This window comes from Aeromonas sp. PrichA-15, from assembly GCF_017939245.1.
Classification (GTDB): domain Bacteria; phylum Pseudomonadota; class Gammaproteobacteria; order Enterobacterales; family Aeromonadaceae; genus Aeromonas; species Aeromonas caviae.
Genome location: NZ_JAGKRH010000128.1, coordinates 35,679 through 58,951, shown reverse-complemented (window position 1 = coordinate 58,951; position 23,273 = coordinate 35,679). Strand labels below are relative to the sequence as shown.

At 64.1% G+C, this 23,273-nt stretch carries 24 protein-coding genes; 10 read left to right on the top strand and 14 right to left on the bottom strand.

Going from position 1 to position 23,273, the window contains the following annotated elements:
• Nucleotides 1-1,555: 1,555 nt before the first annotated feature.
• Complete coding sequence (locus J9889_RS15710) at nucleotides 1,556-2,614, top strand: sensor domain-containing diguanylate cyclase (protein WP_210557292.1); 1,059 nt, start codon at nucleotides 1,556-1,558, stop codon at nucleotides 2,612-2,614.
• An 86-nt stretch (nucleotides 2,615-2,700) separates the two neighbouring features.
• Entirely contained in the window at nucleotides 2,701-2,988 is a 288-nt protein-coding gene (locus J9889_RS15705; RefSeq protein ID WP_039041204.1) for a hypothetical protein, read from the top strand.
• A 101-nt stretch (nucleotides 2,989-3,089) separates the two neighbouring features.
• On the opposite strand, the gene J9889_RS15700 is transcribed toward J9889_RS15705, so the two are convergent.
• From J9889_RS15700 to J9889_RS15670, 7 genes are all read right to left on the bottom strand, one after another.
• Nucleotides 3,090-3,368, bottom strand: coding sequence for a hypothetical protein (locus J9889_RS15700; RefSeq protein WP_029314742.1), 279 nt, complete (start codon nucleotides 3,366-3,368; stop codon nucleotides 3,090-3,092).
• Between the two features lie 280 nt (nucleotides 3,369-3,648).
• A complete protein-coding gene (locus J9889_RS15695; RefSeq protein WP_210557322.1) occupies nucleotides 3,649-4,371 on the bottom strand; it encodes a transporter substrate-binding domain-containing protein in 723 nt (240 codons plus the stop codon).
• Nucleotides 4,372-4,562: 191 nt separating this feature from the next.
• A complete protein-coding gene (locus J9889_RS15690) occupies nucleotides 4,563-5,057 on the bottom strand; it encodes a GDYXXLXY domain-containing protein (RefSeq protein WP_210557291.1) in 495 nt (164 codons plus the stop codon).
• Nucleotides 5,054-6,061 carry a DUF4401 domain-containing protein gene (locus J9889_RS15685; RefSeq protein ID WP_210557288.1) on the bottom strand — a complete coding sequence of 336 codons (1,008 nt, stop codon included), beginning with the start codon at nucleotides 6,059-6,061 and terminating at the stop codon, nucleotides 5,054-5,056. Before J9889_RS15685 ends, J9889_RS15690 begins: the two co-directional genes overlap by 4 nt.
• Nucleotides 6,054-6,992, bottom strand: coding sequence for a DUF2157 domain-containing protein (locus tag J9889_RS15680; RefSeq protein WP_210557286.1), 939 nt, complete (start codon nucleotides 6,990-6,992; stop codon nucleotides 6,054-6,056). The genes J9889_RS15685 and J9889_RS15680 overlap by 8 nt, the downstream gene beginning before the upstream one ends.
• Nucleotides 6,993-7,208: 216 nt before the next feature.
• Nucleotides 7,209-7,766 carry a TMEM165/GDT1 family protein gene (locus tag J9889_RS15675; RefSeq protein ID WP_010675206.1) on the bottom strand — a complete coding sequence of 186 codons (558 nt, stop codon included), beginning with the start codon at nucleotides 7,764-7,766 and terminating at the stop codon, nucleotides 7,209-7,211.
• A 253-nt stretch (nucleotides 7,767-8,019) separates the two neighbouring features.
• Nucleotides 8,020-8,349, bottom strand: coding sequence for a translation initiation factor (locus tag J9889_RS15670; RefSeq protein ID WP_039041208.1), 330 nt, complete (start codon nucleotides 8,347-8,349; stop codon nucleotides 8,020-8,022).
• A 119-nt stretch (nucleotides 8,350-8,468) separates the two neighbouring features.
• Here J9889_RS15670 and J9889_RS15665 point away from each other — a divergent pair, with 119 nt between their 5' ends.
• The 3 genes from J9889_RS15665 to J9889_RS15655 are packed head-to-tail and all read left to right on the top strand — an operon-like array spanning nucleotide 8,469 to nucleotide 11,251.
• Nucleotides 8,469-8,696 (top strand): FeoA family protein, encoded by a 228-nt coding sequence (locus J9889_RS15665; RefSeq protein WP_010675204.1) that lies wholly within the window; start codon nucleotides 8,469-8,471, stop codon nucleotides 8,694-8,696.
• Nucleotides 8,693-10,963 carry a Fe(2+) transporter permease subunit FeoB gene (gene feoB / locus J9889_RS15660; protein WP_210557285.1) on the top strand — a complete coding sequence of 757 codons (2,271 nt, stop codon included), beginning with the start codon at nucleotides 8,693-8,695 and terminating at the stop codon, nucleotides 10,961-10,963. Before J9889_RS15665 ends, feoB begins: the two co-directional genes overlap by 4 nt.
• A gap of 45 nt (nucleotides 10,964-11,008) precedes the next feature.
• Entirely contained in the window at nucleotides 11,009-11,251 is a 243-nt protein-coding gene (locus J9889_RS15655) for a FeoC-like transcriptional regulator (protein ID WP_039041210.1), read from the top strand.
• Between the two features lie 61 nt (nucleotides 11,252-11,312).
• Here the strand turns inward: J9889_RS15655 and tapW are convergent, their stop codons facing one another.
• Both tapW and J9889_RS15645 read right to left on the bottom strand, forming a co-directional pair.
• Nucleotides 11,313-12,449 carry a type IVa pilus ATPase TapW gene (gene tapW, locus J9889_RS15650; protein WP_029314740.1) on the bottom strand — a complete coding sequence of 379 codons (1,137 nt, stop codon included), beginning with the start codon at nucleotides 12,447-12,449 and terminating at the stop codon, nucleotides 11,313-11,315.
• Between the two features lie 56 nt (nucleotides 12,450-12,505).
• Nucleotides 12,506-12,862: a DMT family protein gene (locus J9889_RS15645; protein WP_010675200.1), complete on the bottom strand. Its 357-nt coding sequence runs from the start codon at nucleotides 12,860-12,862 to the stop codon at nucleotides 12,506-12,508.
• Between the two features lie 112 nt (nucleotides 12,863-12,974).
• On the opposite strand from J9889_RS15645, the gene J9889_RS15640 reads away from it, so the two are divergent.
• The 3 genes from J9889_RS15640 (at nucleotide 12,975) to J9889_RS15630 (ending at nucleotide 15,549) form a co-directional block, all read left to right on the top strand.
• The gene (locus J9889_RS15640; protein ID WP_039041212.1) at nucleotides 12,975-13,706 is read left to right on the top strand and encodes a transporter substrate-binding domain-containing protein; all 732 of its coding nucleotides are present in this window, start codon (nucleotides 12,975-12,977) and stop codon (nucleotides 13,704-13,706) included.
• 75 nt (nucleotides 13,707-13,781) lie between these two features.
• Nucleotides 13,782-14,789: a vitamin B12 ABC transporter permease BtuC gene (gene btuC, locus J9889_RS15635; RefSeq protein WP_039041213.1), complete on the top strand. Its 1,008-nt coding sequence runs from the start codon at nucleotides 13,782-13,784 to the stop codon at nucleotides 14,787-14,789.
• Nucleotides 14,776-15,549, top strand: a complete 774-nt coding sequence (locus J9889_RS15630; RefSeq protein ID WP_210557320.1) for an ATP-binding cassette domain-containing protein — start codon at nucleotides 14,776-14,778, stop codon at nucleotides 15,547-15,549. The genes btuC and J9889_RS15630 overlap by 14 nt, the downstream gene beginning before the upstream one ends.
• 234 nt (nucleotides 15,550-15,783) lie before the next feature.
• Here the strand turns inward: J9889_RS15630 and J9889_RS15625 are convergent, their stop codons facing one another.
• The gene (locus tag J9889_RS15625) at nucleotides 15,784-16,851 is read right to left on the bottom strand and encodes a 3-deoxy-7-phosphoheptulonate synthase (RefSeq protein ID WP_109112398.1); all 1,068 of its coding nucleotides are present in this window, start codon (nucleotides 16,849-16,851) and stop codon (nucleotides 15,784-15,786) included.
• Nucleotides 16,852-16,992: 141 nt separating this feature from the next.
• Between J9889_RS15625 and J9889_RS15620 the strand changes: the two genes are divergently transcribed.
• Nucleotides 16,993-17,373, top strand: coding sequence for a diacylglycerol kinase (locus J9889_RS15620; protein ID WP_109112397.1), 381 nt, complete (start codon nucleotides 16,993-16,995; stop codon nucleotides 17,371-17,373).
• A 297-nt stretch (nucleotides 17,374-17,670) separates the two neighbouring features.
• On the opposite strand, the gene serA is transcribed toward J9889_RS15620, so the two are convergent.
• The 4 genes from serA to J9889_RS15600 form a co-directional block, all read right to left on the bottom strand.
• Nucleotides 17,671-18,903 (bottom strand): phosphoglycerate dehydrogenase, encoded by a 1,233-nt coding sequence (serA, locus tag J9889_RS15615; protein ID WP_039040384.1) that lies wholly within the window; start codon nucleotides 18,901-18,903, stop codon nucleotides 17,671-17,673.
• A gap of 265 nt (nucleotides 18,904-19,168) precedes the next feature.
• Complete coding sequence (rpiA, locus tag J9889_RS15610) at nucleotides 19,169-19,822, bottom strand: ribose-5-phosphate isomerase RpiA (RefSeq protein ID WP_039040383.1); 654 nt, start codon at nucleotides 19,820-19,822, stop codon at nucleotides 19,169-19,171.
• A gap of 142 nt (nucleotides 19,823-19,964) precedes the next feature.
• Nucleotides 19,965-20,561, bottom strand: a complete 597-nt coding sequence (locus tag J9889_RS15605) for a 5-formyltetrahydrofolate cyclo-ligase (protein WP_039040382.1) — start codon at nucleotides 20,559-20,561, stop codon at nucleotides 19,965-19,967.
• Between the two features lie 104 nt (nucleotides 20,562-20,665).
• Nucleotides 20,666-22,012: a Na+/H+ antiporter NhaC family protein gene (locus tag J9889_RS15600; RefSeq protein WP_201893658.1), complete on the bottom strand. Its 1,347-nt coding sequence runs from the start codon at nucleotides 22,010-22,012 to the stop codon at nucleotides 20,666-20,668.
• 316 nt (nucleotides 22,013-22,328) lie between these two features.
• Here J9889_RS15600 and dapB point away from each other — a divergent pair, with 316 nt between their 5' ends.
• On the top strand, nucleotides 22,329-23,141 hold the full coding sequence (gene dapB / locus J9889_RS15595) for a 4-hydroxy-tetrahydrodipicolinate reductase (RefSeq protein ID WP_010675190.1): 813 nt from the start codon (nucleotides 22,329-22,331) through the stop codon (nucleotides 23,139-23,141).
• Nucleotides 23,142-23,273 lie beyond the last annotated feature (132 nt).

The window sequence follows — 23,273 nt, the reverse complement described above, 5'->3', positions numbered from 1 at the left end:
TCCTCGTGTCCTGCGCGGCGAAGCCGTGCCATTGAGGCGTGGGACGACATTGCACCAGGCAATGACGTTACCGACCCCTCACCCTAACCCTCTCCCCCAAGGGGAGAGGGGACAAAGCCGAAACCCCGTCGAGGACGGAGTCCTCGCGTCCTGCGCGGCGAAGCCGTGCCATTCACACGTGGGACGACATTGCACCCGGCAATGCCGTTACCCACCCCTCACCCTAGCCCTCTCCCCCAAGGGGAGAGGGGATCAAGCCGAAGTCTCCGAGGTTGGCGGGCGAAACCCTGTCGAGGGCCGCGCCCTCGTGTCCTGCACGGCGAAGCCGTGCTATTGAGGCGTGGGGCGGCATTCGCCAGGCAATGACGTTACCGACCCCTCACCCTAACCCTCTCCCGCAAGGGGAGAGGGGATCAAACCGAAGTCGCCGAGGCTCGCGGGCGAAACCCCATCGAGGACGGCGTCCTCGTGTCCTGCGCGGCGAAGCCATGCCATTCACACGCGGGGCGGCATTCGCCAGGCAATGCCGTTACCCACCCCTCACCCTGACCCTCTCCCCCAAGGGGAGAGGGGATCAAACCGAAGTCTCCGAGGCTCGCGGGCGAAACCCCGTCGAGGACGGAGTCCTCGTGTCCTGCGCGGCGAAGCCGTGCCATTGAGGCGTGGGGCGGCATTCGCCAGGCAATGACGTTACCCACCCCTCACCCTAGCCCTCTCCCCCAAGGGAAGAGGGGATCAAACCGAAGTCTCCGAGGCTCGCGGGCGAAACCCCGTCGAGGACAGCGCCCTCGTGTCCTGCGCGGCGAAGCCGTGCCATTTAGGCGTGGGGCGGCATTCGCCAGGCAATGACGTTACCGGCCCCTCACCCTAACCCTCTCCCGCAATGGGGGAGGGGATCAAACCGAAGTCGCCGAGGCTCGCGGGCGAAACCCCATCGAGGACGGCGTCCTCGCGTCCTGAATGGCGAAGCCGTGCCATTGAGGCGTGGGGCGGCATTCGCCAGGCAATGCCGTTACCCACCCCTCACCCTGACCTTCTCCCGCAAGGGGGGAGGGGATCAAACCGAAGTCTCCGAGGCTGGCGGGCGAAACCCCGTCGAGGGCCGCGCCCTCGTGTCCTGCGCGGCGAAGCCGTGCCATTGAGGCGTGGGGCGGCATTCGCCAAGCAATGACGTTACCCACCCCTCACCCTCTCCCGCAAGGGGAGAGGGGATGGTTACCGCGGACGATTACGCTTCGCTAATCGACCCTACCGACCCTACAGGCGTAGCAATGCCAAATGACGGCGAGTGACCCCTCACCCTGACCCTCTCCCGCAAGGGGAGAGGGGATGGTGACCGTGGGTGAATACGCGGCAGGAATCGACCCGGCACCCAGGGGCGAGGGCAGGGTTGTGCCCCTGTGTTTCGCATGGCGACGCCGCTTGGGGTCCGGTTATGCCAAAATGTGAACAAATCGATCTTTCCCCCGGTCAATCGCGGTCTGCCGCTTGTCGGGCCCGCCCCGAGTTGGTTAAGGTAGTCGCCCATCAGATGCACGCAGTAGTGGAGGTAGGCATGGATAAAATTTTGCTGGCGCTCTCGGAGCAGATGATAAACGCGCGGGATCTGGAGAGCCTGACCCGCCCCTTGCTGGAGATGCTGGCGTCGGTGACCGGGCTGGAGTCGACCTATCTCACCGAGATTGACCTCGGGCAAAGCACCCAGCATGTCCGTTATGCCCGCAATGTGGCCGGGCTGCAGATCCCCGAGGGGATGACGGTGGAGTGGAGCGATACCCTGTGTCGCCGTGCCATCGACGAAGAGATTGGTTACACCGATGACGTCGCCGCTCTGTGGGGGGACTCCCAGGCGGCCAGCGAGCTCGGCATTCGCTCCTATCTGAGCAGCCCGGTGCGCACCTCGACCGGCTCCCTCTATGGCACCCTGTGCGGCGCCAGTACCGAACAAAAACCCGCGGTGGCGGGGGCGCAGCAGCTCATCGCCTTCTTCGCGCACCTGATTGCCGAACAGGTGGAGCGGGAGCAACTGCTGCGGCAATTGCAGCAGGCCAACGACGAGCTCTCGCGCTTGGCCCTCTCCGATCCCCTCACCGGGCTCCCCAACCGCCGCGCCCTGATGCTGGAGCTCACCCGCCTCTTCTCCCTGTCGGAGCGGGCGGGGCATCCGGTGCTCATCGCCTTTGTGGATCTCGATGGCTTCAAGGCCATCAACGATGAGCATGGCCACGAGGCGGGGGACAGGCTGCTCACCGCCATGGCGCGGCAACTGAGTGAGACCCTGCGCGGCGGCGATCTGCTGGCCCGCTTTGGGGGGGACGAGTTCGTGGCCGTGGGCATGGGGCCTTTCCCGGACGCCGACACGCTGGACGGGGCGGTGGCGGCGTTTCGCCAGCGCCTGTTCGAGCACAGCGTGCTGTCACTGCCGGTGGGGGACAAGGTGATCCATTATCCCGGTGCCAGCGTGGGGGCGGTGGCCGTGATGCCGGCCGAGGTCAGCGTCGAGGAGGCGCTGAACCGGGCCGATGCGAGCATGTATGCGGTCAAGCGCCAGCGCCGGGCCGCAGGGGAGGGCGGGAACCCGCCTCCTTCCAGTCAGGTGTCTGCCCCGCGATAGGAGCGGGGCGGGTTGAGAGGGCACAGGGGGGCGCGTCCACCCGGGTGCCAGTCTGTTTTCCCTTTTATCAGTTCGGAGCCCATACCATGGTTCATCTTCTTGCCCGCCGTGTGCGCGCCCTGGCCGGGCGGGCGGCCACCCTGGTGGCCGGACTCTGCGAGTTTCAGCAGCGCATCTGGGTGGTCAGCATCGTCAAGGAGTCCTACACAGATACCTTCGTGGTCAACGAAGGGGGCTTCGAGGAGCCCTTGCAATGGATGCGCCGCAAGGGCTACAGCGCCGAGATGCTGGCCAGGGTGGAGGCCATGGCCCGATCCCAGGTGCTCCAGCTCGAGTGCGCCGGGCAGCATCACCGTCTGATGCGGGTGAAATAGGGGCGAAGCCGCCCCGGATGGCCTGGGCGGCACCGCCGCCCGGGCATCGACCACATATACTGCCGCCTTCTTCGTGTCAGACGGGGAAAATGGGTCGCCAGTCATGATTTTTCCGTGGTTCTCTCCGGTTTCAGACCGCCGGAGTAGACGCAAATCGCTGAGTTGTAGCTGTTGAAGGTGACCGCGTAGTTGAAATCGCAGAAATAGGCCGGGTGCTTGGTGGCGACAATGTCCCCCGCCTTGCATTTGTCCTGCATCCCCTCCACCAGGGTGTCGTTGTTTGACCCGAGACAGGCCTTGCCGGTGGTCTTGTCACCGCCGCAGGCCATCAGAAGGGCGCAGACCGAGAGACTCATCAACCATTTCGCTGTGTTGTGCATGTGTATTCCCAAGAGATCGGAGAGATGGCGGGGAAGGGCGTGAGCGCGGCGCTGCCCGATGAAGGCGGCCAGCGGGCACGCTGCCGCCCCTGACTGTCGCTGCCACCGTGCGCCCTGCCCCTTGCCGTGAAAAAGGGGCCAACAGGCTCCTGCGCCCTATATTACGGACCCGAGGCGGTCTGCGTCACCCCTTGTCGTTGCAAGTGGCGAACATTAAACGGGTTTCGTGCGCTGGCTCAAAGGCGGGCCGGGGCCATGGCGGCCCCGGCGGGGGAAGGGGTCAGGGGGAGGGGAAGTATTTGTGCTGGAGCTGCTGGAAGTCGCTGCTGGCCAGCACCTGGGTCAGGCCGAGCTGGAACTCCCTGACCAGGGCATCGTCCACCGGGTGGCTGAAGGCGAAACAGTACTGCTCGGAACTCAACATCCAGCGCACCTCGAACTGGGCGGGGTCCAGCTGCTGGGTCTTGATGAGATCCAGCAGGGTGGACTTGTTGCTGGAGACCAGATCGACCCGGCCTGAGGTGAGCATGCGCAGGGCCTGGGAGAGGCGGTTGGCGGTCATGATCTTCTGCTCGTCGAAGCCTGCGTTGAGCAGCAGTTGCTCTACCACGTCGGATCGCACGGCGCCTATGGTGTAGCGCTGGGCATCTTCCAGCCTGGTCAGGGTCAGGGGGCGATTGGCGAGCCCCATCAGCACTATCTCGGCATAGCCGATGGGGCAGGCCCATTTGAACAGGGGATTGCGCGCCTCGGTGCGGGCGGTGGAGAAGAGCACCACATTGGGTTTCTGGGTCAGCAGGTAGTAGCCCCTGGCCCAGGGGAGGATGCTGACGGGCTGGACAGGGGTGCCGGTCTTTTGCCACACCAGGTGCAGCAGGTCGATGGCAAAGCCGGTCGGGGCGCCATCCTCCCCGGTGAAGTTGTAGGGTTTGTACTCTTCGGTGAGGTAGTGCAGGCTGGCGAGCGCCGGGCTGGCCTGGGTCGCGGGAGTGCCCCAGACCATGGCCGCGAGGGCGGCGCAGGCGACCAGTCTGCGAAGGGGGACTGCAATGTCTATGTTCATCCTGACTGTCCTGCTGCCGAGTGCCCAGTTTCAAGTGTTGCCAAGTCACGGCGTTTCGCCACCCGGCGCAGGCGTTATCCGCCGGGGGCCGTCATCATCTTGCCACTCACAACCGGGTCGGCGCCCCCTTTTTACCAGGCCGGGCGGGTGTGACCCAGGGGGGTGAACGCCTCATCCCTCAGCCCCACCAGCAGGGTGTTGCCATCCTCTTGCAGGCGAAACTCGCCGTAGCGGGCCGACTCATACTGATCTCCCGTGCCCTCTTCGAAGAAGAAGGCGTCAGGCCCGATAAACCACTGGCCGTCGCGCTGGCGCACCTTGAGCAGACGCTCCCCCGGGCCAGGGGCTTCGGGCTTGCCCCCTTCCACCCAGTGCACAACCTGATGTTCATCCAGGCGAACGACCAGGGTGTGGGGGCCGACGGCGGCCTGGCGGCCCGCCAGCTGGCGGGCGAGGGCGTAGTTCAGGCGCATGTAGTCCCCCTGCATCAGGGAGCGGGGGTCGACCGGTGCCAGCTCGATCAGCACCACCTCCCCCTGGCTCATGGCGTGCTCGAAGCGCCAGACGGTGGCGTTGATGCCGGCGAGCAGGGCAAGACCGGTCAGCAAAAAGGCGAGGCGTCTCATGAGGGGCTCCTGTGGTGAAGGTGCTTGAGCCACTGACGGGTACCGAGCAGCAGGGCCCCCGAGGCGAGCAGCAGCCAGGACTTGGTCATCAGGGTCAGCCCCAGATCGTAGTAATAGAGGGAGCCAAAGCCGAGCAGCAGGAGGCCTGCCAGGGTCATCAGGGCCAGGCTGCCGGCGTAGAAGCCGAGCACCAGCACCAGGGCGCCAGCCCCCATGCCGGGAATGATGGCGCTGATCACCACCAGCGGCAGCCCGTAGCGCAGCGGCAGCCTGAGGCGAACCATGACCGCGAGCAGCAGGGCGGCGCAGAGCAGGGGATTGAGCCAGAGGGGCAGGCGGGAGCTGCCGAGCTCATTGAGCACGCTGGTGCCTCCCTCCCACAGGGGGTGGTGCAGCCGTCCCAGCACCAGCAGGGAGAGTGCCAGCCCCAGGGTGAGGGATTCATAGAGCTGATGGCGGGCGGGATCGCGCTCCGCCTGCAGCCAGCACAGGGCGACGGCGCCCATCACCAGCGGCAGGGCCAGCAGGTGCAGGCCGAGGCAGGCGAGGGCGAGGGTGAGCAGGATGGCGGCGGCGAAGCTGTGGAACAGCCTGATCAGCCAGTGCTCGAACAGGGCGGCCACCCCGAGGGAGAAGGCGGTCAGACCGAACCAGAGCCACGCGACGTTCAGATCCAGCCTGTCCAGCAGGCCGTAGAGCAGCCAGGCATCTGCCGCCAGCGCCAGCGCCAGCACGAACTGATCCCAGAGATCGCTGCGGGTCGCCATGCGGTTGAGACCGAGGGCGGCGGCCATCAGCACCATCCCCATGGTGAGGGCGTTGTTGGGGTCGCGGGTCAGCTGCTCGAAGGCCATGAAGAGGAAGAAGAGCAGGAAGAGGGCGGCTATCCAGCCCACCATGCCGAGCAGAAAACGGCCCGACCAGTGGGGCTGTTCATCCCGGGGGGCATCCCCTTCCACAAGTTGGGCAGCATGCAGGCGCTCCCAGGGGGTGAGATCAGACATGCTGCCTCCGTTGTTCTTGCAGCCAGCGGCTGGCCATCACCGACAGGCCGATGGCGATGAGGGCCAGCAGCAAAAAGCCGTTCATGTCCGGTTCCATCCACTTGCCAAGGGCCGCGAGGATGACGGCGATGAGGCTCAGGCACCCCATGGCGAGCCCGGCGATGAACCTGTGGTGCCAGCGCAGGTAGGCGGCGCCGAGCCAGGCGAGCCAGGCAGGCCAGACCCAGGGAGAGGCGGCATCGAACAGGGCCAGCAGGGTGAGCAGGGTGATGCCGAGCCCCGCGGCCAGCCCCGCGAGCCAGGAGGGCATCAGGGCGTAGCGGGCGGGCACCAGGATGAGCAGACCCCAGAGGGCGGCGTTGAGCAGGGTCAGGCACCAGCCGAGGGCCTCCTCGTTGAAGGAGAAGAAGAGATCGAGAAGGCCGAGCCGCCAGTAGAGCACCAGGGCGAGCTGACCGAGCAGCCAGGCCAGGGTCCAGAGCAGCGGGCTTCTGCCAAGGGCCGCCAGCGGCAGCAGCATCAGGGCCCAGGTGGCGAAGAGCTGCCAGGGGTCGGCGCCGGTCTGGTAGGTCTGGCCCACCAGGGCGAGCAGGGCGCCGAGGTTGAGGGCCAGGGCCAGCAGCAGGGCCTGGCGCGGGGTATCACTCATGGGTTTGCGCCAGAGCACCAGGAGCATGGCGAGCAACGGCAGCTCCAGCAGGGCGAGACGTGAGAGGCGCCCCAGGGCCTGCCAGTTGAAGGCGACGAAGAAGACGAGGCCGGCGCCAAGGCAGAGGCAGCCGAGCCAGAGCAGCAGCCTGTCGAACAGCCACTGCCAGCGGGCAGGGCCGGGGGGCAGATCGCACAGGGCCAGGGCGGCAGGCAGCGAGGCCCGTGGCAGGCGGCCGCGCCTGACCAAGTCGAGCAGGGTCTGTCTTGAGGTGAGGTGCATGGGGGCTCCTGAAGCCGTGATGCCTGAAAGATAAGGCATTATGGCACGGCGCCGCGTCTCGGGGCAGGGGCGCCGTCGGCGCTGCGACACAGGTCGCGGCACGGGGCCATGTCTTTGCACTAAAAAGGCCCCCGCCGTGAGGAGGGGGCCTGAAGGACGTCCGGGGCGGCGGTGGCGATCAGTGCTCACGCTGATCCCCGCCGGCTTCTTTGGAGGTCAGGCGAAGATCAGGGTGGAGATGCCAAGCCCCGCAAAGAGGATGGCGCAGGCAATACGGATCCCCTTGAGGGGGAGCTTGTCGGCCCCGAGCTTGCCGAGCAGCACCACGGGCACATTGGCCAGCATCATGCCGAGGGTGGTGCCGGTGATCACCTGGATCAGGGAGTCGTACTTGGCTGCCAGCAGCACGGTGGCTATCTGGGTCTTGTCACCGATCTCGGCGATGAAGAAGAGCACGAAGGTGGCCATGAAGGGGCCGTACTTGTCCAGGGAACTCTCTTCATCGTCCATCTTGTCCGGCACCAGGATCCAGGCGGCCATGGCGATGAAGGCGCCAGCGACCAGCCAGGTCATCACCTTGGGATCCATCCAGCGACTGATGAATTCCCCTATCCAGGCGGCCCCTGCGTGGTTGAGCAGGGTGGCAGCCAGCATGCCGGCGATGATGGGCCAGGGTTTGCGAAAACGACAGATGAGCAACAGGGCCAGCAGCTGTGTCTTGTCGCCGATCTCGGCGATGGCAACGCTGATGGTGGAGGTTAACAAGGCTTCCATAAAAATGACCGGGGGACGGAATTGTTATAAACCAAAGACAAGCCTGTGCCATCCGTCCCCGGTTTTGGCACTGGCCCGTCAAAGGTCTTGTCAAATCCGGCATTGCCCGGATCACCCTGACCATGGTGAGTTGGCACCAAGTATGTTGATCAGGATCGCGCACGAAACGGGTCCGTGGCGAGACTACTCCCCCTCGATGGGAGCGGGCATTCTAGGGAAAAACCCCCGGTGAGGCAAGGCACGGGATGGGGAATTATCCCCCCACCAGCTTGACCTGAAAGCCGGCCTTCTCCAGTTCGGCCTTGATAAGGTCCCGTTTGTCCCCCTGGATCTCGATGATCCCCTCCTTGAGACCGCCGCCGGTACCGCACTTCTTCTTGAGCAGGGTGGCGAGGGCCTTCTGCTGGTCGGCGGGAACGCCGTGGATGCTGATGACCCCGGCCCCCTTGCGTCCCTTTGTCTCGCGGCGGATGCGCACGACCCCGTCGGCGGGGAAGGGGGAGGCGTGCTGGGCGGGGGCGGATTCCTTGATCATGCCGCCGTCCGTGCTGTAGACCAGGCGGCTGTTGTTGTCGTGACTCATGGCAATACTTTGTCGGTTAGCTAAGCGGAGTTTGATTTTACGCAAATAAATGTTGAGGGCACAGCTTATAATCCCCCCATTAAAAGCGAATTATTCTTGTTTAACTTCAGGAGCCCGTCATGGTACTCACAGAGCTGTCGCCGGGACAGAGCGCTCGCATCACGCACATGAACCACCTTGGTCGCGCCTTGCGGCGCAAGTTGATGGTGATGGGGCTGCTGCCCCAGACCGAGATCCTCTATCTGCGGGCCGCCCCCCTGGGGGACCCGCTCCAGATCCAGTGCCAGGGCATCTGCCTCTCCATGCAGCGGAGTCTGGCCCAGCAAATCGAGGTAGAGCCGGTATGAGCTACAACCTGGTCACAGTGGGCAATCCCAACAGCGGCAAGACCTCCCTGTTCAACGCCCTGACCGGCTCCCGCCAGCAGGTGGGGAACTGGAGCGGGGTCACCGTCGACAAGAAGATGGGGGCCTTTGCTACCCGCGGGCAGGAATACACCCTGGTGGACCTGCCCGGCATCTATGCCCTGGCCAACCAGGAGGCGAGCCTGGACGAGCAGATCGCCAGTCGCTTCGTCCAGCGCCAGCAGCCGAATCTGCTGCTCAACGTCATCGATGCCGCCAACCTGGAGCGCTCCCTCTACCTCACCCTGCAACTGCGGGAGCTGGGGCTGCCCATGGTGGTGGTGCTCAACAAGATGGATCTGCTGCAAAAGCGGCGCATCACCATCGACGAGGCCTTGCTCGCCAAGGCGCTGGGGTGCCCCGTGGTGTCGCTCTCGGCCCACAATCGCCAGCAGGTGGCGGCCTTCAAAGAGGGGATCCACCAGTATATCGGCCAGTCCCAGCCCGCCCTGGTGCTCGACTACGGTCAGCCCCTCGAGGGGGACATCGCCGAGCTGGAGACCCTGCTCGCCCCTCATCATCTGCATCGCCGTGGCCGCGCCCTGCGCCTGCTGGAGGAAGACATCGCCATGCAGGAGACCCTGGCGGCGGGGCAGCAGGCGGCGGCCGACAACGTGGTGAGTCGCGCCCACCACGCCCAGGACATCGACCTGCAACTCGCTGATTTGCGCTACGGCCATATCCACCACTGGTGCCAGCAGGCGTGCCGTCATCAGGACAAGCTCACCGTCGCCCAGAGCGAACGGCTGGACAGGGTGCTGCTCAACCGCTGGGTGGGCATCCCTTTCTTCCTGCTGGTGATGTACCTGATGTTCATGTTCGCCATCAAGGTGGGTAGCGCCTTCATCGATTTCTTCGACATCCTCGGGGGGGCTCTCTTCGTGGATGGGGTGCACCATCTGCTGGGGCTGATGAGTGCCCCCGACTGGCTGGGGGCCGTGCTCGCGGACGGCGTGGGTGCCGGTTTGCAGACGGTGGCGACCTTCATCCCCGTGGTGGGCTGCCTCTTTCTCTTCCTCGCAGTGCTGGAGAGCTCCGGCTATCTGGCCCGCGCCGCCTTCGTGGTGGACGCCCTGATGCGTCGCCTCGGCCTGCCCGGCAAGGCCTTCGTCCCCATGCTGATGGGCTTTGGCTGCACCGTGCCCGCGGTGATGGCAACCCGGACCCTGGGGTCGGAGCGCGAGCGGCTGATGACCTCGGCCATGGCGCCCTTCATGTCCTGCGGTGCCCGTCTGCCGGTCTACGCCCTGTTCGCGGTGGCCTTCTTCCCCGAGTCGGGGCAGAACCTGGTGTTCGGTCTCTATCTGTTCGGCATCCTGGTGGCGGTGCTCACCGGCCTCTTCCTGCGCAGCACTCTGCTGCCGGGCAAGAGCGACTCCATGGTGATGGAGATGCCCGATTACGAGTGGCCCCGTCCGGTGGACGTGGGGCTGCGCACCTGGCAGAAACTCAAGGGCTTCATCTTCGGCGCGGGCAAGACCATCGTCCTGATGGTGGCGGTGCTGAGCGTGCTCAACTCCCTCGGCACCGACGGCAGCTTCGGCAACCAGGATCAGGAGAACTCGGTGCTGAGCAAGCTGAGCCAGTCCGTGACCCCGGTGCTGCATCCCATAGGCGTGCGGGACGACAACTGGCAGGCCACGGTGGGTATCCTCACCGGCATCTTTGCCAAGGAGGCGGTGGTCGCTACCCTCAACAGCCTCTACGCCGGCGGCGCCGGTGATGAGGAGGAGAGTGAATACTCCCTGCTGGGCAGCCTGAAAGCGGCGCTGGCCACCATTCCCGCCAACCTGGCGGACATCGACCCCGCCGATCCCATGGGGCTCAAGGTGGGGGATCTGGAGGACAAGCAGGCGGCAGCCGAGGCCCAGGAGGTGGACACCTCCACCTACGGCAACATGCAGACCCACTTCGACGGCGTGGCCGGGGCCTTTGCCTACCTGCTGTTCGTGCTGCTCTACATGCCCTGCGCCGCCGCCATGGGGGCTCTGGTGCGAGAGACCGGTCGCCAGTGGGCCCTGTTCACCGCCGCCTGGTGCAACTACGTCGCCTTCCTGTGCGCCACCCTCTTCTATCAACTGGCGACCTTCGCCGCCCACCCGGCGCAGAGCCTGGTCTGGAGCCTGAGCTATCTGTTCTCCCTGGTGCTGCTCTGGTGGCTGGGGCGTCGTCACGGCGACATCGTCGCCCGCAAGGTGGTAACCCTGTGAAGGGGCTCATGGTCAGGGGCGAGTGCGCCGAGAGGGGGGTATTCTGTGATCCTGCGTGAACTGGGGGACTATCTGGCCCTGCACAAGAAGGTGAGTCGACGGGCGCTGGCCCGCCACTTCCACACCTCCGAGGATGCGGTAGAGGCCATGCTCGGGGTCTGGATGCGCAAGGGGCGCGTCGCCAAGCGGGAGAGCCGCCTGTGTGGCGGCTCCTGCTGCGGCAAGCACGAAGAGGTGACGTTTGAGTGGTGCGAGCCCGGCCAGATAGGGCTGGTCCAGAAGGGCTGACGCCTGCCCACATGCAAAAGGGAACCCGAGGGTTCCCTTTTTCGTGGCCGCCGGGCCCGTCTCAGAAGAGGTCGCCCTCGTCCTTGGTGGGCTCCAGGCTCCAGCCGCTCGCCGCCGCGCTGTTGCCAATCTGACCCTTCTCCCGCCAGAGTTTGATCTTGAGGCGCAGGTTGTTCTGGGAGTCCGCGTTCTTCACAGCCTCCTCCTCGTCGATCACCCCCTCGACCACCAGATCGAACAGAGTACTGTCGAAGGTCACCATGCCAAGGGCCCTGGATTTTTCCATGATCTCCTTGAGGCCGCCAAACTCGCCGCGCTTGATGAGATCGCGCACAGTGTGGGTTCCGAGCATCACCTCCACCGCCGCCCGGCGCCCGCCGTCCGTGGTCTTCACCAGCCGCTGGGAGACAAAGGCCTTGAGGTTGTTGCCAAGGTCGTTGAGCAGCTGGGGTCTGCGCTCTTCCGGGAAGAAGTTGATGATGCGATCCAACGCCTGGTTGGCGTTGTTGGCGTGCAGGGTGGAGATGGCCAGATGCCCGGTCTCCGAGAAGGCGAGGGCATGCTCCATGGTCTCCCGATCGCGGATTTCGCCGATGAGGATGACGTCCGGCGCCTGGCGCAGGGTGTTCTTCAGGGCCGCGTGGAAGCTGCGGGTATCCACCCCCACCTCCCGCTGGTTGATGATGCTCTTCTGGTGGCGATGGACGAACTCCACCGGATCCTCGATGGTGATGATGTGGCCGCCGCTGTTGCGGTTGCGATGATCGATGAGGGCCGCGAGCGACGTGGACTTGCCGGACCCCGTGCCGCCGACGAAGAGCACCAGACCCCGCTTCTCCATGATGGTGTCGAGGAGCACCGGAGGGAGTTTGAGATCCTCGAAGCGGGGGATCTCGGTCTTGATGTTGCGCGCCACCAGGGAGACTTCATTGCGCTGCTTGAAGATGTTGACTCGAAAACGGCCTATCTGGGGCAGGGAGATGGCGAGGTTCATCTCCAGCTCTTTCTCGAACTGCTGTTTCTGCTCGAGATCCATGATGTCGTAGGCGATTCGGGCCACCTCGCCCGGCCCCAGGGGCTCCTGGGTGAGGGGGCGCAAGGCGCCGTTGAACTTGGCGCAGGGGGGGGCGCCGGTGGAGAGATAGAGATCGGAACCGTCCTGTTTGGCCAGGATCTGCAGCATGTCTCTCAATTCCATGAGGGGCCTCGTCGCTCAAAGGGCTGGGGGATGATGAATGGCTTGAGTGTACAGCCTCAGGCGCCGGTCAGTTTTTCGCGGAACACAAAAAAGACCGCGCCCAGGATGCACAGACCCGCCCAGAGGTAGTCCCACTTCAGATCTTCTTTCAGATAGAAGATGGAGAAGGGAACGAACACGGTGAGGGTGATCACCTCCTGCAGGATCTTGAGCTGGCCGACGGAGAGCACGGTGTGGCCGATGCGGTTGGCGGGCACCTGCAACAGGTATTCGAACAGGGCTATCCCCCAGCTCACCAGGGCGGCGATGATCCAGGGTTTGTGATTCATGCTCTTGAGATGGGCGTACCAGGCAAACGTCATGAAGACGTTGCTGCAGATGAGCAGGCCGATACTGGTCATGATGGGGTTCATTAGGTTCTCCTTTTAAATCAATGCATTTTATCTCGACTCCATGGGTTTTCATAAGTGGTGCTTGAGGGTATTTTTAGCTCACAAGGATGTAACAAAAGAAGGCGAAAGCTGGATGGGCAAGACAAGCTGGGGTGCGCTTTGTCTGTTGTTTGCCTGCTGGGCGCAAGGTGCGCCGACCCTGACGGTGGCCACCGATGTCTGGCCGCCGTTTCGCATGCTGGCAGAGAACGACGACTTCCAGGGGCTGGATATCGACATTCTGCGCCAGTTGCAGGCACGCAGCGGCATTGTGCTTACCCTCAAACGGGTGCCCTGGGGACGGGCACTCAAACAGATGCAGACCGGTCAGGCGGATCTGATGATAGGGCTGGCTCACACCGAGGAGCGGGCCGCTTTCATCGACTACCTGCAGCCGTCCTATTACCAGTGCCGGCCTGCCTTCTATGGCAAGCCCGCCGCCGTGGCCGGCCTCAGGCGCTACGAGGATCTGCGGGGCCGCGAGATAGGCTATGTGCTCAACTCCGCTTACTTCCCCCCCTTCGATGGCGACACCCAGCTCGACAAGCACGGGGTCCCCACCGAAGACCAGTTGCAGCGCATGGTGGAGCGGGGCCACCTGCCCCTGATGATAGGGACCGACTGCCAGGTGGATTACGCCCTGAGCCAGCGCAACGACGCCGGCCTCGTCAAGGCGCCCTTCCAGCCCCCCAACCCGGTGGTGCTCTACCTCGGGATGAGCAAGCACTCACCCCACCACGAGCTGGGCCCCAAGCTGGCGCAGGCGTTGCAAGCCATGGTGGAGAGCGGCGAGATAGCGGCGTTGGCCAAGCCCTACCAGCCTTGACCTTGGGTGGTAACGCGCTGTTATCATGCAGCTTTCCTGCCTGCCCCCCGGCGGGCCTCGCTTCTTGGGGATCCCGTGTATCTCGCTCTCATCCGTCGCCAGCAGCGCTGGCAGCGCCGCTGGCTGCTCCTGCTGTCGCTGCTGACCCTGGCCCTGTTCCTGCTCTCCCTCGCCCTCGGGGAGTTCGTGCTGCTGCCCTGGCAGCCGCTGGGGGATCTGGAGCTGCGCATCCTGCTGGAGCTGCGCCTGCCGCGCGCCCTGCTGGCCCTGCTGGCGGGGGCCTCCCTTGCCTGCGGCGGTGCCGTGCTCCAGGTGATGCTGCACAACCCGGTGGCGGAACCCGGCCTGCTCGGCGTCTCGAGCGGCGCTGGGCTGGCCGCCATGGTGGCGATGGCGGTGGCCAAGGGGCTCGGGCTCTATCTGCCGGGCTGGGGGCTGTCGCTGGCGGCCTTTGGCGGTGCCCTGGTGGTGACCATGCTGCTCATCCGTCTCGCACGCCGGGCACGGCTCGGCCATGGGCGGCTGCTGCTGTTCGGGGTCGCCATCGGCATCCTTACCAATGCGGCCATGACCTGGCTGATGTATTTCGCCGACGACGGCGCCTTGCGGGAATTCATGTTCTGGATGATGGGGAGTCTCGCCTACGGCAGCCAGCAGCTCGCCTGGTGGTGGCTGGTGCTGCCCCTCACCCTCGGCTGGCTCTGCTGGCAGGGGCGGGCACTGCAACAACTGCTGCTGGGGGAGACCCAGGCCCGCCTCATGGGGCTGAACGTGGACAGCATGCGGGTACGCCTGGTGCTGGCGGTCTGTCTGCTCACCGGGGTGGCGGTCTCCCTGTGCGGCGTCATCGGCTTCGTCGGCCTGGTGGTGCCTCACCTGCTGCGCCTGTGCGGTGGCAGCGATCAGCGCTTCCTGCTGCCCGCCTCGGCGCTGGGGGGCGGCGCCCTGCTGCTCGGGGCAGATCTGGTGGCCCGCTCGGCGCTGCACGCCGGTGAACTGCCCATCGGGGTCATCACCGCCTCGGTGGGCGCCCCGCTCTTTATCTATCTGCTGCTGAGGCAAGATGCCGATGTGTCCCGCTGATCCCGCCCCTTGGCGGCTGGAGGCCCGCGCCCTGGCCATCCCCCATCGCCTCGCCCCCCTGGATCTCGCCTGGCCCGGCGGTCAGCTGGTGGCCCTGCTCGGCCCCAATGGCAGCGGCAAGTCCTCCCTGCTCGGGGCCCTGGCGGGCCTGCTGCCCGCCGATGGCGCCGTCTTGCTGGGAGGAGAGGCCATCACGACCCTGAGCTGGCCCGAGCTTGCAACGCGGCGCGCCATGCTGCCCCAGCGCCAGCCCCAGCTGTTCCACATCCCGGTGTTCCAGGTGCTGAGCCTGGGGCTGGAGGAGGGGGGCCCCGATGCCCAGGCGCAGGCGGTAGCGGATGTGTGCGACGCCCTGGAACTGGCGCCTCTGCTGGCACGGGACTTCAGCCGCTTGTCCGGGGGGGAGCAGCAGCGGGTGCTGATCGCCCGCACCCTGCTGCAACTGTGGCCAAGCCTCAATCCGACCGGGCGGGTGCTGCTGCTGGATGAACCCCTGGCGGGGCTGGATCTGCATCACCAGATGGCGCTGCTGCGACTGCTCAAGCAACTGGCCGCGCAGGGATTGCTGGTGGTGGTGGCCATCCACGACATCAATCTGGCCATCGACTGGGCGGATCGCGTGCTCTGCCTGCAACAGGGCCGCGTGGTGGGGGAAGGGGACGTCGGGATCATCGACGAGGCGCTGCTGGAGCGGGTGTTCCAGATCCGTACCGATCGTATCGAGGCGGCCGGCCGCACCTGGTTTATGCCGATTCTTTGAGAACGGGGCGAGAGATAGCGTTTGTAGGGTCGATTAGCGAAGCGTAATCGGCCGCCTGCAAGAATAAGGGGCCAGTATCAGGAATACTGGCCCCTTTGCTTTTATTCGCTGTTCAGCCCGGCTTGTCCAGACGTACCTTGGCCGCTTCGGCCAGCATGGCGAGCAGGGTCTCGGTGTCTTTCCATGACAGACAGGCATCCGTGATGCTCTGGCCGAAGGATGATGGCGCAGCCGTTAACCCTGGCGGGTTTTCTCCAGCCGCACCTGGGCGGCTTCTGCCAGCATGGCCAGCAGGGTTTCGGTGTCACTCCACGACAGACAGGCATCGGTGATGCTCTGGCCGAAGGTGGCGGCACAGCCGTTCTCCACGTCCTGACGCCCTTCCACCAGGAAGCTCTCGGCCATGATGCCGGCGATGCCGGTGCGGCCGCGGCGCAGCTGATCGCAGATATCCTGGGCCACCAGCAGTTGGCGGCGGTGATCCTTCATGCTGTTGCCGTGGCTGAAGTCCACCACCAGGCGCTCCGGCAGGCCCACCTGGGCCAGAGCCTCGCACGCCTCGTCGATGCTGGCGGTGTCGTAGTTGGGCCTGTGGCCGCCGCGCAGGATCACGTGGCCGTAGGGGTTGCCGGCGGTGCGGTAGATGGTCATCTTGCCGTCCTTGTCCGGGGAGTAGAAGATGTGGCTGTGACGGGCTGCGCGCACCGCATCGATGGCGATGCGGGTGTTGCCGTCGGTGCCGTTCTTGAACCCCACCGGGCAGGAGAGGGCGGAGGCCATCTCCCGGTGAACCTGGGACTCGGTGGTGCGCGCCCCGATGGCGCCCCAGGTGATGAGATCGCTGATGTACTGGCCGGTCACCATGTCGAGGAACTCGGTGGCGGTGGGCATGCCGGTCTCGTTGACGTCCACCAGCAGCTTGCGGGCCAGTTTGAGCCCTTCATTGACGTCGAAACTGCCGTCCAGGCGCGGATCATTGATGAGCCCCTTCCAGCCGACGATGGTGCGTGGCTTCTCGAAGTAGGTGCGCATCACGATGCACAGGCTCTCTTTGTACTCTTCCCGCAGGGTGTTCAGACGCAGGGCGTATTCGTGGGCGGCGGCGGGATCGTGGATGGAGCAGGGGCCGACGATGACCAGCAGGCGCTGATCCTCACCGGACAGAATGGCTTCCACTTGGCGGCGGGCATCCAGCAGGTTCTGGGCGATGGTGTCGGTTAACGGGAAGGCGTGCGCCAGCTCGCTGGGGGTGATCAGGGCCTCCAGGCGACGGGTGCGCAATTCATCGGTGTGAATGGACATACGACTCAATTCTCGAGTGGATAAGGTGGGCGGGATGCCAAAATGCAAGGGAATAAAATAAAGCAAAAGTCACCCGATGGAAACCTTGGGCGGCTCTGATAGGATGTGAACCCAAAAGCCATTTCAAATGAGGTAGTTATCGTGGCAAAGCCAGGCGCGACCGGGATCACCCGCATCATCAACGCAACCGGTTACAGCATGAAAGGTCTCAAATCGGCCTGGATCAACGAGGCCGCCTTCCGTCAGGAGCTGCTGCTCATCCTGCTGCTGATGCCGCTGGCATTCTGGATAGGTGACTCCCTCAACGAGATCCTGCTGCTCGTCTGTATCAGCTGGCTGGTGGTGATCGTCGAGGTACTCAACTCCGCCGTGGAGGCGGTAGTGGATCGCATCGGCTCCGAGCATCACGAACTCTCGGGCCGCGCCAAGGATCTGGGCTCCGCCGCCGTCTTCATCGCCCTGACCTTGAACGCCCTGGTGTGGGGCGCCCTGGTGGGCCGCAACCTGCTGGGCTGGTGGTAGGTTGCGAGAGCAAGCTTTCTTCTGACATAAAAAAGCCCGTCATCACGACGCAATGCTGTTCAGATAAGCACTTTTTTGACTGATTATTCATAAATTGGATTTGAGTTGAGGGGGCAAGGCTGTGTCCAGTCGATCTTCCTCCAGCCTTTATCCAGCGGGGCTTGCAATAGAAAGAGGGAGGCATCATGCCTCCCTCGCTTTTTTGTCCTGATACTACGTGGACTGGAACTCAAATTCTCTTAAGTGAACAGCATTGCGTCATCACGACGGGCTTTTTACTGCGCAGATAAGGGCTTATCAGTGCAGGATCCGGGCACGGATGGTGCCATTGATCTCTTTGAGACGGGCCAGGGCCTTCTCGCTGTGCTCGGTTTCGACGTCGATGACCACGTAACCGATCTCGCTGCTGGTCTGCAGGTACTGACCGGCGATGTTGATCCCCTCGTCGGCGAAGATCTGGTTGATCTGGTTCATCACGCCGGGCTGGTTGCGGTGAATGTGCAGCAGGCGGCTGGAGCCCTTGTGGCCGGGCAGGGAGACTTCCGGGAAGTTGACAGCGGAGAGGGTGGAGCCGTTGTCGGAGTATTTGACCAGCTTGTTGGCCACTTCCAGACCGATGTTCTCCTGGGCTTCCTGGGTGGAGCCGCCGATGTGGGGGGTCAGGATCACGTTGTCCAGGCCGCGCAGCGGGGTGAGGAACTCCTCGTCGTTGGACTTGGGCTCCACCGGGAAGACGTCGATGGCGGCGCCGGAGAGGTGGCCGCTCTTGATGACGTCGGCCAGGGCGTCGATGTCCACCACGGTGCCGCGGGAGGCATTGATGAAGATGGCGCCCGGTTTCATCATGCGCAGTTGCTCTGCACCGATGAGATCCTTGGTGGAGGCGGTTTCCGGTACGTGCAGGCTGATGACGTCAGACATGTTGAGCAGCTCCACCAGGTTCGGCACCTGGATGGCGTTGCCAAGGGAGAGCTTGTTCTCGATGTCGTAGTAATAGACCTTCATGCCGATCATCTCGGCGATGATGCCAAGCTGGGTGCCGATGTGGCCGTAGCCGATGATGCCGAGCTTCTTGCCGCGGGCTTCGACGCTGCGGTTGGCCAGCTTCTCCCAGACGCCGCGATGGCACTTGGCGTTCTTCTCGGGAATGCCGCGCAGCAGCAGCAGGATCTCCCCCAGTACCAGTTCGGCCACGGAGCGGGTGTTGGAGAAGGGGGCGTTGAAGACGGGGATGCCGCGCACGTGGGCGGCGTCGAGGGAGACCTGGTTGGTGCCGATGCAGAAGCAGCCGATGGCCACCAGCTTGGTGGCGGCATCCAGCACCTTCTCGGTGATCTGGGTGCGTGAACGCAGGCCCACGAAATGCACGTCACGAATGCGCTCGATCAACTCCTCTTCCGACAGGGACGTCTTCAGATATTCCACATTGGTGTAGCCGGCTGCCCGAAAGGTCTCCACCGTATTGGGATGGACTCCCTCCAGCAGCAGTACCTTGATCTTATCCTTGTCCAGCGAAAACTTGGCTGTCATGACGTTCCCTCTATTGTTTTGAAAAATGCGTTCAGGCTTGCAGTGTGAAGAAAACCGTAAAGTAGCAAAAACGTTTGGGAGAGGGAATATTTGTGACGAAAGTCAAATTCTTTGAAGTTATCAACGATTGTTGCAGATGTGCTGCTACAAACCATTGAGGGATAACCAGAAACGGCGCCATGAGGCGCCGTTGTCCATTTGGGGCAGTCAGATTGACTGACCGGGGCGGGGGCTTGCCCGGAGGGAGAGGTCCGGGGAGCGGGCCTTAGTTGGTGATCACACCCTCGGGGGTGCCGATCAGCACAACGTCGGCGCCACGGTGGGCGAACAGGCCGTTGGTGACCACGCCCACGATGCTGTTGAGGCGGGTTTCCAGAGCCTTGGCATCGGTGATGGCCATGCCCTTGACGTCCAGAATGATGTTGCCGTTGTCGGTCACCACCCCTTCACGCCACACCGGGTTGCCGCCAAGGGCGCGGATCTCGCGGGCCACGTATTCGCGGGCCATGGGGATCACTTCCACCGGCAGGGGGAAGGTGCCCAGCACGTCGACGGTCTTGGTGTTGTCGATGATGCAGATGAACTGGTCGGCCACGGCGGCGACGATCTTCTCGCGGGTCAGGGCGGCGCCGCCCCCCTTGATCATGTCGCGGCTGGCGTTGATCTCGTCGGCACCATCCACGTAGACGGAGAGGGCATCGATGTCGTTGAGGTCAAACACCGGGATGCCGAGACCCTTGAGGCGCTCGGTGGAGGCGATGGAGCTCGACACCGCGCCCTTGATCTGGTCTTTCATGGTCGCCAGTGCGTCGATGAAGTGATTGACGGTAGAGCCGGTGCCCACCCCGACGATGGTGCCGGGTACCACGTATTTGAGCGCAGCCCAACCGGCCGCCTTCTTCATTTCATCTTGAGTCATGATGGATCCTTATGGAAAAAGCGGGCGCATTATATCCAAGCATCCCCCCCAGAGCGACCATGGTGCTCACGTTCCGGCGCAAAAATCCTCAAGATGTAAATCGTTTGCCTGTTTATTGAACCGAAGGGGGCGCCCCGTCTGATCAGGCAAAGTGCCAGCTGCGGCTGGGGGTGATGATCTGGGGGAGCGGCACGTCCCACTGCTCCCGGGGGACGGCATCCACCTGCTGGCAGTCGTGGGCGAGCCCCAGGGGTCTTGGGCCGAGCTGGTGCTCGTGCCAGCAGGCGAGGGTGCGATCGTAGTAGCCGCCCCCCATGCCGAGGCGGTTGCCAGCCTCATCGAAGGCCACCAGCGGGGTGCAGATGATGTCCAGCATGCTGTGGGGCAGTACCTGCTGCACGTCGAGCTCGGGCTCGGCGATGCCGTAGCGGTTGCGGGTCATGGGGGTGGTGGCGGTGTAGCGCAAGAAGAGCAGGTGACCCGGGGTGAAGGGGTGCAGCACCGGCAGGTAGACCTCCTTTTGCCGGGCCCACAGCCAGTGGATGGCGGGCAGGGGATCTAGCTCCCCATCGTTGGCCAGATAGAGGGCGATGCGCCTGGCCGCGAGGATGCCGGGGTGTTCCTGGAAGCGCTCGACCAGCTGCTGGGCCGCCGCCTGCTGCTCGGCCTGGCTCAGGCTTTTTCTGCGCTGGCGAATGAGCTGGCGCAGGTTCTGGCGTTCGGGTTGGGTATCCGGCATGGGGACTCCTGGGCAAAGGTGGGCTGGCGCTACCTTAGCAAGGGGCCGACGGGATGAAAAGCCGATGGCGGGGCCGCCAGCCGGGCGGCCCCTGAGGTCGGGCGTCAGGAACGGTGGGGGGCGGGAGCCACTACTCCCATCTGGTGCTTGAGGAAGACGGCCAAGATGGCGGCCAGGGCCAGCGCCATGGGGTAGAAGCTCATGCTCACGACCAGGATCGGCGAGAGGGCGAAGATGGAACCCAGCAGCAGCGCCTGGGCGCCCCAGGGGATGAGCCCCTGTACCACGCAGGAGAAGATGTCCAGCATGGAGGCGGCGCGGCGCGGGGTGACCCCGTGATGGTCCGCCAGATCCCTGGCCACCTTGCTCGCGACTATGATGGCCACGGTGTTGTTGGCGGTGCACAGGTTGGTGAGGCTCACCACGCCGGCGATGCCGAGCTCGGCCGCCTTCTCGTTCTGCTCGCCATCGTGGTGGCGGGTGAAGCGGGCAATCAGGGCGGCGATGCGCTCACTTATCCATGCGAGCCCCCCTTGGCGTTCCATCAGGGCACCCAGACCGCCGATGAGCATGGAGAGCAGGAAGATCTCCTGCATGCTGGTAAAGCCCTGATAGATGTCCTTGCTGAACTGGCCGAGGGAGTAGCTGCCAAGCAGCCCCACGCCACCGGCCGCCAGGATGCCGAGCCCCAGTACCATGAAGACGTTCATGCCAGAGAGGGCCAGCACCAGGATCAGCAGATAGGGGGCGACCTTGAGCAAGTCCGCCTCGGCGGTGGGGGCCGGCGCTTCACCGGTGGAGCCCAGCACCAGATAGAGCAGGATCACCAGCACGGCGGCGGGGGCGGCAATCTTGATGTTCTCGCGAAACTTGTCCTTCATCTCGCAGCCCTGGCTGCGGGTGGCGGCGATGGTGGTGTCTGAGATGATGGAGAGGTTGTCGCCGAACATGGCGCCGGAGAGGATGGTCCCCGCCATCAGCATCGGATCGATGCCGGCGGCCTGGGCGACGCCCAGCGCCACCGGTGCCACGGCGCCGATGGTGCCCATGGAGGTACCCATGGCGGTGGCAATGAAGGCAGAGATGAGGAAGAGCCCCGGCAGCAGGCACCAGCCCGGAATGAGGGAGAGGCCGAGGGCGACCGTGGCATCCACCCCGCCGGTGGCCTTGGCCACGGTGGCGAAGGCGCCCGCCAGCAAATAGATGAGGCACATGGCCATGATGTTGCTCTCGCCCACCCCCTTGAAGAAGGTCTCGAGGTTCTTGTTGAACCCCTCGCGTCCCATCAGCAGGGCCAGCATGACGGCAGGCAGGGCGGCAACGGGGGCGGGGAGCTGGTAGAAGGCGAACTCGACCCCCTGCAGGGTCAGCCAGGTACCGGTACCGATGAAGAGGGCAAGAAAGACCAGAAGGGGCAGCAGGGCTCTGGCACGGGGTTGGGTCTGGATCATGTGTTCCTCGAAACTTGAACAATGACCTCCTGTCGTTGCCTGTGGCGCCTCCGGGGCGGGCACAGGGCGGGCATCCTGCCACCATGGGGGGCCAACAGTAGTGAGTCGGCCCACCCGGGTCAAGATAGCCGTCCAGATGGATAGGGCTTTTTGCTTCGTGATTCTGACTTGTCTGGTTATTCCGTTATTTATTCTGTTTTTAATGAAAATATCGTTTAAATGTCGGGTTGGTTTGGCGGGCCAGATCGGGCTTTTCAAAGGGGACGCGGGCTGGTAAAACGGTCTCTTTCCATAATAAAGAGATGAGAGGGTGGAGATGGACAATCCGATCCGTGTGGCCGTGATGGGCTGTAATGGTCGTATGGGCAAGGTGCTGCTGGAGGCTATCGCCAACGCCGAGGGCGTGGTGGTGGGAGCGGCGCTGGAACGACCGGGCTCTGCCGTGATAGGTCTGGATGCGGGTGAACTCAACGGCCTGGGGCGCCTTGGCGTCATCATCAGCGACAGTCTGGAGAAGGTGAAGGACGAATTCGATCTCATCATCGACTTCACCCGCCCCGAGGTGACCCTGGCGAACCTCGCCTTTGCACTGGCTCATGGCAAGCAGATGGTGATCGGCACCACCGGCTTTGACGAGGCGGGCAAGGCGGCCCTGCACGAGGCCGGCAAGCAGATCGGCATCGTCTTCGCCTCCAACTACTCGGTCGGGGTCAACCTGGTGTTCAAGTTGTTGGAGCAGGCGGCCAGGGTGATGGGGGAGTACACCGACATCGAGATCATCGAGGGGCACCACAGACACAAGGTGGATGCTCCGTCCGGCACCGCGCTCTCCATGGGAGAAGTGGTGGCAAAAACCCTGGGCCGGGATCTCAAAGAGTGCGCCGTCTATGGCCGTGAGGGGATCACCGGTGAGCGGGATCGCAACACCATCGGCTTTGCCACCATCCGCGCCGGCGATCTGGTGGGGGAGCACACCGTCATGTTTGCCGACATCGGCGAGCGGGTCGAGATCAGCCACAAGGCTTCCAGCCGTCTGACCTTCGCCAACGGTGCAGTGCGGGCGGGCAAGTGGCTCGGCCAGCAAGGGGCCGGTCTCTATGACATGCAGGATGTGCTCGGTCTGAAATAAACCGTCTTCAGGGGGAGTGCAGACTCCCGTACTGGTTGCCAAACCCCGGTCCGCCGGGGTTTTTTGTCACTTTTTTGTAGAAATGAGCCTTAATCATCACTTTTTGAGTGAACCTCGCTAAATCCTGCCATT

Excerpts from the sequence above, each read along its gene's own strand:
- J9889_RS15710 (WP_210557292.1), top strand. The coding sequence starts at position 1,556 with ATGGATAAAATTTTGCTGGCGCTCTCGGAGCAGATGATAAACGCGCGG.
- J9889_RS15705 (WP_039041204.1), top strand. The coding sequence starts at position 2,701 with ATGGTTCATCTTCTTGCCCGCCGTGTGCGCGCCCTGGCCGGGCGGGCG.
- J9889_RS15700 (WP_029314742.1), bottom strand. The coding sequence starts at position 3,368 with ATGCACAACACAGCGAAATGGTTGATGAGTCTCTCGGTCTGCGCCCTT.
- J9889_RS15695 (WP_210557322.1), bottom strand. The coding sequence starts at position 4,371 with ATGGTCTGGGGCACTCCCGCGACCCAGGCCAGCCCGGCGCTCGCCAGC.
- J9889_RS15690 (WP_210557291.1), bottom strand. The coding sequence starts at position 5,057 with ATGAGACGCCTCGCCTTTTTGCTGACCGGTCTTGCCCTGCTCGCCGGC.
- J9889_RS15685 (WP_210557288.1), bottom strand. The coding sequence starts at position 6,061 with ATGTCTGATCTCACCCCCTGGGAGCGCCTGCATGCTGCCCAACTTGTG.
- J9889_RS15680 (WP_210557286.1), bottom strand. The coding sequence starts at position 6,992 with ATGCACCTCACCTCAAGACAGACCCTGCTCGACTTGGTCAGGCGCGGC.
- J9889_RS15675 (WP_010675206.1), bottom strand. The coding sequence starts at position 7,766 with ATGGAAGCCTTGTTAACCTCCACCATCAGCGTTGCCATCGCCGAGATC.
- J9889_RS15670 (WP_039041208.1), bottom strand. The coding sequence starts at position 8,349 with ATGAGTCACGACAACAACAGCCGCCTGGTCTACAGCACGGACGGCGGC.
- J9889_RS15665 (WP_010675204.1), top strand. The coding sequence starts at position 8,469 with ATGGTACTCACAGAGCTGTCGCCGGGACAGAGCGCTCGCATCACGCAC.
- feoB (WP_210557285.1), top strand. The coding sequence starts at position 8,693 with ATGAGCTACAACCTGGTCACAGTGGGCAATCCCAACAGCGGCAAGACC.
- tapW (WP_029314740.1), bottom strand. The coding sequence starts at position 12,449 with ATGGAATTGAGAGACATGCTGCAGATCCTGGCCAAACAGGACGGTTCC.
- J9889_RS15645 (WP_010675200.1), bottom strand. The coding sequence starts at position 12,862 with ATGAACCCCATCATGACCAGTATCGGCCTGCTCATCTGCAGCAACGTC.
- J9889_RS15640 (WP_039041212.1), top strand. The coding sequence starts at position 12,975 with ATGGGCAAGACAAGCTGGGGTGCGCTTTGTCTGTTGTTTGCCTGCTGG.
- J9889_RS15630 (WP_210557320.1), top strand. The coding sequence starts at position 14,776 with ATGTGTCCCGCTGATCCCGCCCCTTGGCGGCTGGAGGCCCGCGCCCTG.
- J9889_RS15625 (WP_109112398.1), bottom strand. The coding sequence starts at position 16,851 with ATGTCCATTCACACCGATGAATTGCGCACCCGTCGCCTGGAGGCCCTG.
- serA (WP_039040384.1), bottom strand. The coding sequence starts at position 18,903 with ATGACAGCCAAGTTTTCGCTGGACAAGGATAAGATCAAGGTACTGCTG.
- rpiA (WP_039040383.1), bottom strand. The coding sequence starts at position 19,822 with ATGACTCAAGATGAAATGAAGAAGGCGGCCGGTTGGGCTGCGCTCAAA.
- J9889_RS15605 (WP_039040382.1), bottom strand. The coding sequence starts at position 20,561 with ATGCCGGATACCCAACCCGAACGCCAGAACCTGCGCCAGCTCATTCGC.
- J9889_RS15600 (WP_201893658.1), bottom strand. The coding sequence starts at position 22,012 with ATGATCCAGACCCAACCCCGTGCCAGAGCCCTGCTGCCCCTTCTGGTC.
- dapB (WP_010675190.1), top strand. The coding sequence starts at position 22,329 with ATGGACAATCCGATCCGTGTGGCCGTGATGGGCTGTAATGGTCGTATG.